Origin of the sequence: Streptomyces sp. NPDC017936, assembly GCF_044328485.1 — a bacterium.
Classification (GTDB): domain Bacteria; phylum Actinomycetota; class Actinomycetes; order Streptomycetales; family Streptomycetaceae; genus Streptomyces.
Genome location: NZ_JBIRHK010000005.1, coordinates 478432 through 488011 on the forward strand (window position 1 = coordinate 478432; position 9580 = coordinate 488011).

Annotated in this window: 8 protein-coding genes; 6 read left to right on the top strand and 2 right to left on the bottom strand. The window is 74.1% G+C overall.

Features of this window, described 5'->3' with window-relative positions; all coding sequences use genetic code 11:
- The first annotated feature begins 37 nt into the window (after positions 1-37).
- Genes hutU through hutI form a run of 4 tightly spaced genes read left to right on the top strand, consistent with a single transcriptional unit; the run spans position 38 to position 5554 of the window.
- Positions 38-1702, top strand: coding sequence for a urocanate hydratase (hutU, locus tag ACH4F6_RS13855; protein WP_397960321.1), 1665 nt, complete (start codon positions 38-40; stop codon positions 1700-1702).
- On the top strand, positions 1699-2916 hold the full coding sequence (locus tag ACH4F6_RS13860; protein WP_397960322.1) for an allantoate amidohydrolase: 1218 nt from the start codon (positions 1699-1701) through the stop codon (positions 2914-2916). Before hutU ends, ACH4F6_RS13860 begins: the two co-directional genes overlap by 4 nt.
- Entirely contained in the window at positions 2913-4262 is a 1350-nt protein-coding gene (locus tag ACH4F6_RS13865; RefSeq protein WP_397960323.1) for a formimidoylglutamate deiminase, read from the top strand. Before ACH4F6_RS13860 ends, ACH4F6_RS13865 begins: the two co-directional genes overlap by 4 nt.
- Positions 4259-5554, top strand: coding sequence for an imidazolonepropionase (gene hutI / locus ACH4F6_RS13870; RefSeq protein ID WP_397960324.1), 1296 nt, complete (start codon positions 4259-4261; stop codon positions 5552-5554). Before ACH4F6_RS13865 ends, hutI begins: the two co-directional genes overlap by 4 nt.
- A gap of 103 nt (positions 5555-5657) precedes the next feature.
- On the opposite strand, the gene ACH4F6_RS13875 is transcribed toward hutI, so the two are convergent.
- Together ACH4F6_RS13875 and ACH4F6_RS13880 are read right to left on the bottom strand one after the other, a co-directional pair.
- On the bottom strand, positions 5658-6653 hold the full coding sequence (locus ACH4F6_RS13875) for a DMT family transporter (protein ID WP_397960325.1): 996 nt from the start codon (positions 6651-6653) through the stop codon (positions 5658-5660).
- A 222-nt stretch (positions 6654-6875) separates the two neighbouring features.
- Positions 6876-7802, bottom strand: a complete 927-nt coding sequence (locus tag ACH4F6_RS13880; RefSeq protein ID WP_397960326.1) for an RNA polymerase sigma factor SigF — start codon at positions 7800-7802, stop codon at positions 6876-6878.
- Positions 7803-8038: 236 nt separating this feature from the next.
- Here ACH4F6_RS13880 and ACH4F6_RS13885 point away from each other — a divergent pair, with 236 nt between their 5' ends.
- Together ACH4F6_RS13885 and ACH4F6_RS13890 are read left to right on the top strand one after the other, a co-directional pair.
- Complete coding sequence (locus ACH4F6_RS13885; protein WP_397960327.1) at positions 8039-8416, top strand: STAS domain-containing protein; 378 nt, start codon at positions 8039-8041, stop codon at positions 8414-8416.
- Positions 8417-8789: 373 nt separating this feature from the next.
- Positions 8790-9272 carry an ATP-binding protein gene (locus ACH4F6_RS13890; protein ID WP_397960328.1) on the top strand — a complete coding sequence of 161 codons (483 nt, stop codon included), beginning with the start codon at positions 8790-8792 and terminating at the stop codon, positions 9270-9272.
- Positions 9273-9580 lie beyond the last annotated feature (308 nt).

Below are 9580 nucleotides of genomic sequence, written 5' to 3' on the forward strand. Positions count from 1 at the left end.
ATCCGCCGGGACCATCCCAGCCGCCAGGAGGCAGACCATGTCAGGACCCCGCCCCGTACGAGCGCCGCGTGGTACGGAACTGAGCGCCCTGGGATGGCAGCAGGAAGCCGCCCTGCGGATGCTGCAGAACAACCTCGACCCCGAGGTCGCCGAGCACCCCGACAAGCTCGTCGTCTACGGCGGCACGGGCAAGGCGGCGCGCGACTGGCGCTCCTTCGACGCGATGGTGCGGACGCTGCGCACGCTGAAGCAGGACGAGACGATGCTCGTCCAGTCCGGCCGCCCCGTCGGCGTCATGCAGACCCACGAGTGGGCCCCGCGCGTCCTCATCGCCAACTCCAACCTGGTCGGCGACTGGGCCACCTGGGAGGAGTTCCGCCGCCTGGAACAGCTCGGCCTCACCATGTACGGCCAGATGACCGCCGGTTCCTGGATCTACATCGGCACCCAGGGCATCCTCCAGGGCACCTACGAGACCTTCGCCGCCGTCGCCGCGAAGAAGTTCGGCGGCACCCTCGCCGGCACGATCACCCTCACCGCCGGCCTCGGCGGCATGGGCGGCGCCCAGCCCCTCGCCGTGACCATGAACGACGGCGTGGCGATCTGCGTCGACTGCGACCCGCGCGCCATCGAGCGCCGCATCGAGCACCGCTACCTCGACGTGAAGGCCGACTCGCTGGACCACGCCCTCCAACTGGCCGTCGAGGCCCGCGACGCCCGCCGCCCGCTGTCCGTCGGCGTCCTCGGCAACGCCGCCGACCTCGTCCCGCGGCTCCTCGCCATGGGCGCGCCCATCGACATCGTCACCGACCAGACCTCGGCCCACGACCCGCTGTCCTACCTGCCGACCGGCGTGGACTTCGCGGACATGGCGTCGTACGCGGCCAAGGACCCGGCGGGCTTCACCACCCGCGCCCGCGAGTCCATGGCGCAGCACGTCGAGGCGATGGTCGGCTTCCTGGACGCCGGCGCCGAGGTCTTCGACTACGGCAACTTCCTCCGCGGCGAGGCCCGGCTCGCCGGCTACGACCGCGCCTTCGCCTTCCCCGGCTTCGTCCCCGCCTACATCCGCCCCCTGTTCTGCGAGGGCAAGGGCCCCTTCCGCTGGGCGGCCCTGTCCGGTGACCCCGCCGACATCGCCAAGACCGACAAGGCGATCCTCGACCTCTTCCCCGAGAACGAGTCCCTGGCCCGCTGGATCAAGCTGGCCGGCGAACGCGTCCACTTCCAGGGCCTGCCCGCCCGCATCTGCTGGCTCGGCTACGGCGAGCGCGACAAGGCCGGCGAGCGGTTCAACGACATGGTCGCGAGCGGGGAACTGGCGGCCCCGCTGGCCATCGGGCGCGACCACCTCGACTGCGGCTCCGTCGCCTCCCCCTACCGCGAGACCGAGGCCATGCGCGACGGCTCCGACGCGATCGCCGACTGGCCGCTGCTGAACGCCATGGTCAACGTGGCCTCGGGCGCGTCCTGGGTGTCGATCCACCACGGCGGCGGCGTCGGCATGGGCCGGTCCCTCCACGCCGGGCAGGTGACGGTCGCCGACGGCACGAAGCTGGGCGGCGAGAAGATCCGCCGCGTCCTCACCAACGACCCCGGCATGGGCGTCATCCGGCACGTCGACGCCGGCTACGACACCGCGGAGTCCGTCGCCGACGAGCGCGGCGTGCGGGTGCCCATGCGTGAGGGTGACGACGCGTGACGTTCCACAGCATGTGGGCGGAGCTGCTGCCGATCGGCCGCAGCTCCGCCTCCGGCGGCTACCGCCGCCACGCCTGGACGCCCGCCGACGCCGACTGCCGGGCCTGGTTCCGGGCACAGGCCGAGACGCGGGGGCTGGCCTACGAGGTGGACCGGAACGGCAACCAGTGGGCCTGGCTCGGCGACCCCGCCGCCGGGGACGCCGTCGTCACCGGGTCCCACCTCGACTCCGTGCCCGACGGCGGCGCCTTCGACGGGCCGCTGGGCGTCGTCTCCTCCTTCGCCGCGCTCGACGAACTGCGCGCCCGCGGGGCGACCTTCGCCAAGCCGCTCGCCGTCGTCAACTTCGGCGACGAGGAGGGCGCCCGCTTCGGCCTCGCCTGCGTCGGCTCCCGGCTCACCGCCGGCCGGCTCACCGTCGAACAGGCCCACCGGCTGACCGACGGCGACGGGACCACGCTCCCGCAGGCCATGGAGGCCGCCGGACACGACCCCGACGCCATCGGACCGGACCCGGAGCGGCTCGCCCGGATCGGCGCCTTCGTCGAACTGCACGTCGAGCAGGGACGGGCCCTCGACCTCAGCGGCGACCCGGTGGGCATCGCCGGCGCCATCTGGCCGCACGGACGCTGGCGGTTCGACTTCCGGGGCGAGGCCAACCACGCCGGCACCACCCGGCTGGCCGACCGGCGCGACCCGATGCTGCCGTACGCGGAGACCGTGCTCGCCGCCCGGCGCGAGGCCCGGCTCGCCGGCGCCGTCGCCACCTTCGGCAAGATCTCCGTCGAACCGAACGGCGTCAACGCCGTCCCCTCCCTGGTGCGCGGCTGGCTCGACTCCCGCGCCGCCGACCAGGAGAGCCTCGACCAGGTCGTCGACGGCGTCGAGAAGGCGGCCCGCGAGTACGCCGAGGCCCACGGGGTCGACCTCGGCGTCGTCCGCGAGTCCTTCACCCCCGTCGTCGAGTTCGACCACGCCCTGCGCGACGAGCTCGCCCGCATCCTGGGCAAGGAGGCCGACCTCAGGGTCCCCGTCCTGGGCACCGGCGCCGGACACGACGCCGGCATCCTCTCCGGGAGCATCCCGACCGCCATGCTGTTCGTGCGCAACCCGACGGGCGTCTCGCACTCCCCGGCCGAGTACGCGGCCGAGGACGACTGCGTGGCCGGGGTGCGCGCACTCGCCGACGTACTGGAAGGGCTGGCCTGCACGTGACCCCCACGCAGCGGACGCGGACGTACTGGCTGGAGCACGCCTGGCTCGGCACCCGCGTCGAGCCGGGCGTCGTCCTGGAGACCGGGGACGGCCGGATCACCGCCGTCCGCACGGACGCGCCCGCCCCGCCGCCCGGCGCGGAGGTGCTGCGCGGCCTCACCCTGCCCGGCCTGGCGAACGCCCACAGCCACGCCTTCCACCGGGCCCTGCGCGGCACCGTCCAGGTCGGCTCCGGCACCTTCTGGACCTGGCGCGAGGTCATGTACTCCGTCGCCGACCGGCTCACGCCCGACACCTACCACGCCCTCGCCCGCGCGGTGTACGCCGAGATGGCCCTGGCCGGCGTCACGGCCGTCGGAGAGTTCCACTACGTGCACCACGCCCCCGGCGGCACCCCCTACGCCGACCCGAACGCGATGGGCGAGGCCCTCGTCGAGGCCGCCGCCGAAGCCGGCATCCGCATCACCCTCCTCGACACCGCCTATCTCTCCTCCGGCTTCGGACAGCCCCCCACCTCCCACCAGCTCCGCTTCTCCGACGGCAGCGCGGACGCCTGGGCCGCGCGCTGTTCCCTTCTCGAGGAACGGGATCACGCACGGATCGGGGCCGCGATCCACTCCGTACGGGCCGTGCCCGCCGGCCAGTTGGCGACCGTGGCGCGCTGGGCCGAGGAGCGCGGGGCCCCGCTGCACGTCCACCTGTCCGAGCAGACCGCCGAGAACGACGCCTGCCGCGAGGCCCACGGCTGCACCCCGACGCAGCTCCTCGCCGAGCACGGCGTCCTCGGACCGCGCACCACCGGCGTCCACAACACCCACCTCACCGCCGAGGACGTCTCCCTGATCGGCGGCAGCGGCACCGGCACCTGCATGTGCCCGACGACCGAGCGGGACCTCGCCGACGGCATCGGGCCGGCCGCCGCCCTCCAGAACGAGGGCTCGCCGCTCTCGCTCGGCTCCGACAGCCACGCCGTGATCGACCTGCTCGAAGAGGCCCGCGCGATGGAGCTGAACGAGCGGCTGCGCACCCGCACACGAGGCCACTGGACGGCGGCGGCCCTCCTGCGCGCGGCCTGCGCCGACGGTCACGCGGCCCTCGGCTGGGACGACGCGGGCACCCTGGAAGCCGGCGCGCGCGCCGACTTCACCACGATCGCGCTCGACTCGGTCAGGACGGCAGGGCCGCTTCCGCGGCTCGGGGCCGAGACGGCCGTATTCGCCGCGTCGGCAGCGGACGTGTCGCACACGGTCGTGGCCGGCCGTCACGTCGTACGGGACGGGGTCCACCGCCTCGTGCCGGACGTGCCGAAAGCCCTCGCGGACGCCGTCGCAGTCCTGCGCGGATGACCGCGGACCGCCCCTTCGCGCGGCCCGCCTCCGCCCCCGACCCCCACCCCACCGCCGACCAGGCCAGCAAGGACGCCATGAGCAACGCGACCACCGACAGCCCCGCCCACTCCGCGAGCACCGCGAGCACGCTCATCACCAACATCGCCGCCCTGGTCACCAACGACCCCTCCCTGGGTGACACGTCCCCCCTCGGACTGATCCAGGACGCGGCCGTCGTCATCGACGGCGACCGCGTCGCGTGGACCGGTGAACGAAGCAAAGCACCCGCCACTGACAACCGGGTCGACGCCGGCGGCCGGGCGGTCGTCCCCGGCTTCGTGGACTCCCACTCCCACCTCGTCTTCGCGGGCGACCGGACCCAGGAGTTCAACGCCCGGATGTCGGGGCGGCCGTACAGCGCGGGCGGCATCCGCACGACCGTCGCGGCCACGCGGGCGGCGAGCGACGCCGACCTCGAACGCAACCTCACCCGCTACCTCGCCGAGGCCCTCCGCCAGGGCACCACCACCCTGGAGACCAAGTCCGGCTACGGCCTGACGGTCGAGGACGAGGCCCGCGCCCTGCGCATCGCCGCCGCCCACACCGACGAGGTCACCTACCTCGGCGCGCACATCGTCCCGCCGGACCACGCCGACGACCCGGCCACCTACGTCGCCCTGGTCACCGGCGAGATGCTCGACGCCTGCGCCCCGCACGCCCGCTGGATCGACGTCTTCTGCGAGAAGGGCGCCTTCGACGGCGACCAGGCCCGCGCGATCCTCACCGCGGGCAAGGCCAGGGGCCTGCACCCCCGCGTCCACGCCAACCAGCTCTCCTACGGCCCCGGCGTGCAGCTGGCGGTCGAGCTGGACGCCGCCAGCGCCGACCACTGCACCCACCTGACGGACGCGGACGTGGACGCGCTCGCGAACGGCGGCACGGTCGCCACGCTCCTGCCCGGCGCCGAGTTCTCCACCCGCGCGAAGTGGCCCGACGCGCGCCGTCTGCTCGACGCGGGCGTCACCGTCGCCCTGTCCACGGACTGCAACCCGGGCTCGTCGTTCACCTCGTCCGTGCCGTTCTGCGTCGCGCTCGCCGTCCGGGACATGCACATGACCCCCGACGAGGCCGTCTGGTCGGCCACGGCGGGCGGAGCGGCGGCCCTGCGCCGCACGGACATCGGCCGCCTCACCCCCGGCGCCTACGCCGACCTCGTCCTCCTGGACGCCCCGAGCCACGTCCACCTGGCCTACCGCCCGGGCGTCCCGCTCGTGTCGGAGGTCTGGCGGCGCGGCGTGCGGGTGGCCTGACCGGCCGCTCGGGGCGGACGGGCGGCTCCCGCCCGCCCGGTCCCGCCGGCGGGGGCCGGTCCTCCGGCCGCCGGCCCGCCGCCGCGGGCACGGCTTCCGGCCCTCACTCCGACGCCGAAGGCACGGCCTCGGGCCTGCGGCCGGTCCCTGTCGGTTCCGGTCCGCGCCCCCGGCCGGCCTCCGTCCGCCCGGCGTCCCGCCCCCGGTCGGCGACCGAGCGTCCCCACGCCGTGCCGACGAGCACCAGCACCGCGCCCCCGTACCCCAGCCACCCGGGGCGGTCCCCGGCCAGCGCGATGCCGAGGGCCGCCGCCCAGACCGGCTCCGTGCCCAGGAGCAGACTGACCCGGGAGGGGGAGGTGCGGCGGACCGCCCACATCTGGACGAAGAAGGCGAACAGCGTGCACAGCACCGCCAGGTGCACCAGCCCCAGCCAGTCCCCGGCGTCGAACGCGGCCGCGGCGGCCCACGGCGAGGCGCCCGTCCCCGGCACCGCCACCAGCACCGCGAACACGGTCACGGCGCTGCCCAGCTGCACCGTCGTCAGCGACAGCGCGTCCGCGCCCCGCACCGACTCCATCCGCGCCATGGCCAGCACGTGCACGGTACGGGCGACGGCGGCCCCCAGCATCAGCAGATCGCCCCCGGACGGAGCGGTGAACCCGGCCCCCTGCGTCAGCAGGGCCACGCCCGCCACCGACAGCCCGGCTGCCGCCAGGAACGCCCCCGGCAGCCGCACGCCCCGCACCCGGCTCTCCGCGAGCGGCGTGAACACCATCGTCAGGCTGATGATCAGACCGGCGTTCGTGGCCGAGGTGTGCACCACGCCGTACGTCTCCAGCAGGAAGATCCCGGCGAGGAGCAGCCCGAGGAACCCCGCGCCGCGCCACTGCGTCCCGCTCAGCGCGCGCAGCCGGCGCCACCCCACGGTCACCAGCACCGGCAGGGCGACGGCGAACCGCAGCACCAGCACCGCGAGCACCGTGTCCGCCGTGGTGACGCCCTTGGCCGCGAGGTAGCTGGACCCCCAGACCACGGCGACCAGCAGCACGGGAAGGTCGGTCGGCCGGCCGAGGCGGGCAGGGGTGACGCGCGGCATCGGGCTCCTCACGGCGGATGGCGGCGCCCACCCGCAGGTCAGAGGGCCGGCCCAGCGTAAGGGGCGACCCGGGCCCAGGTCAGCGCCTCGTCTCACGATGAGGACGGCTCCGGGCCACCGTCCTCGAGGACCGGGAGCCGGGGAGCACGCCCGCGCCCGGGCGGGCGCACGACGTCGCTCACCCGGGCGCGGACCGCACTGGTCTTCGGCCGGAGGCGTGCCTCACTCCTCCAGGGTCAGCCCCTTGCGCAGCCGCACCAGGGTGCGGGACAGCAGGCGGGAGACGTGCATCTGCGAGATGCCGAGTTCCTCGCCGATCTCCGACTGGGTCATGCCCGCGACGAACCGCAGCGAGAGGATGCGCCGGTCCCGGGGCGGGAGCTCGGCGATCAGCGGCTTCAACGACTCCACGTACTCGATGCCCTCGATGCCGTGGTCCTCGTAGCCGATGCGGTCGGCGAGGGCGCCCTCGCCGTCGTCCTCCTCGGGCTGGGCGTCCAGCGAGGAGGCGGTGTACGCGTTCGACGCGGCCATGCCCTCGACGACCTCTTCGTGCGAGATGCCGAGACGTTCCGCCAGCTCGCCCACGGTGGGGGCGCGGTCGAGCTTCTGGGCCAGTTCGTCACCGGCCTTGGCCAGGTCGAGCCGGAGCTCCTGGAGCCGGCGCGGGACGCGCACGGACCACGAGGTGTCACGGAAGAAGCGCTTGATCTCGCCCACGATGGTTGGCATCGCGAAGGTGGGGAACTCCACACCCCGGCTGAGTTCGAAGCGGTCGATCGCCTTGATCAGGCCGATCGTGCCGACCTGGATGATGTCCTCCATGGGCTCGCTGCGGGAGCGGAAGCGGGAGGCGGCGAACTTGACGAGCGCGAGGTTCAGCTCGACGAGGGTGTTGCGGACGTACGCGTACGCGTACGTGCCTTCCTCCAGCGACTCCAGCCGCTCGAAGAGGGTCCTGGACAGGGCCCGCGCGTCGACGGGGCCCACCTCGTCGTACGGCGGGATCTCCGGGAGCCCGGCGAGCACGTCCGGGCCGGCGGTGGGCTCGCCGCCCTGCGCGATGGGATCCAGATGGTCCGGTGGGGGGGTCGACGTCGCGCCGCGGGTATGCGGTGCGTCGAGCCGGGATGACATGATGTCCTCCATCGTTCTCGGCATACGGCTGCCGAAGCCAGTGCGTGCACTGCGGTGTGCGGCGCCTCCAAAGCCGGCCGTGTCGGGTACGTGTTCCTCTAGCCCTACCCGCTTCGCTCGACCGATCGCAAGTGCGAATTGTTGAGTTATGTCCGTTTGTGGGTGATTGTTCGGCTGTCGGAGCGCGTTTCGAAGGCGTAGTGTTCGAGGGCGTCAGGAAGCAGTCACGACCTCGGGAGAGACACGGCATGGACCGCGGGACGGTCGGCAGCGCACAGTCTGGCCGGCTTCTGGTGGAGGTGCGGGAAGAGGGCTCCAGCGCCGTCGTGACCCCGGCCGGTGAGCTGGATCACCACACGGCCGATCTGTTGCGCGAGCCGCTCGAGGACTGCTTGGCCCGGGGGCTGAGCCGGCTGGTGGTGGACTGCTCCCGGCTGGAGTTCTGCGACTCCACGGGGCTCAACGTCCTGCTCGGCGCCCGCCTCAAGGCGGAGGCGGCCGGCGGAGCGGTGCACCTGGCGGGCATGCAGCCCGTGGTGGCCAGGGTCTTCGAGATCACCGGCGCGGACGCCGTCTTCACCGTGCACGACACGGTCGAGTCGGCCCTAGCCGACGGTGACGACTGACCTCGTGCGCGGCCCGGCCGCCGCTCGCGGAGCCCCCGTGGGCGCCCCGCGGCCGGCGGATCACGCACGTCCCGGCCGGACCGGGGCGGGCGCGGGACGGAGGAACGGCGCAGAACCGGGCGGACGAGGGGTGTTCCCCCGGTTCCGTCGGGCAGGAGACATCCTGAACATGTCGGTGGCAGAGCGCGTGCCGGAGCACGTGGCACGAGGAGGGGGCGGGATGAGCGGACCGACCGTGCGACGGCCGGAAGCCGTGCGCACCGGCTCCCGCGCGCGCTGCGCCGCCCGTGGTGCCGTCCGAGGCGCCGCGCGCACCCTTGGCATCGCGAATGCTGTGAATCACGAACTGGTGAATCGGTGAGGTGAAGCGCTGATGAGCACCACCCGGCCTTACTCGCCGGGCGACCGCGGCCCGGAGCCCAGCGGCGCTTCCGGCGCGTCGACGGGTCGTCAGGTCCGCAGGCTGAGCTTCGACGGCGCGAGCGGAGTGGTACCCCTCGCCCGGGACTTCGCCCGCCAGGCGCTGTACGCGTGGGGCTGGCTGCCCGCCGCGACCGCCGACCAGCGGGCGGCCGCCGAGGACGTGCTGCTCGTCGTCTCCGAACTGGTCACCAACGCCTGTCTGCACGCCGAGGGCCCGGAGCAGCTCCTCCTCGCCTGCGACAACAAGGTCATCCGTGTCGAGGTCTCCGACCGCGGCACGGGCCAGCCGGCCCCCCGCACCCCCCACCGCGCCGGCCGTCCCGGCGGGCACGGCATGTTCATCGTGCAGCGCCTCTGCCTGGACTGGGGCGTCATCCGGACGCCGGGCGTCGCGGGCAAGACGGTCTGGGCGGAACTGGGCGCCCCGGCGTAACGGCCCCTCCCCGCACTCCGCCCGGGCGGCTCGAGCTGGGGACACAGGCCGCCCGAACCCCTGTCACGACCTGCCCGAGCCCGGCCACGCCCGCCGGCCCCCGTCCGGGTCCGGCGACCGCTTTGGTCCGTCTACGCCTGCGGCTCGAGCTGGGCGCAGCCCGTCCGAACGAATCTCCGAGGCGCGACCCGCCCGAGCCCGGCGGCGTTCGCCGGTCCGGCGACCGCTTTGGTCCGTCTACGCCTGCGGCTCGAGCTGGGCGCAGCCCGTCCGAACGAATCTCCGAGGCGCGACCCGCCCGAGCCCGG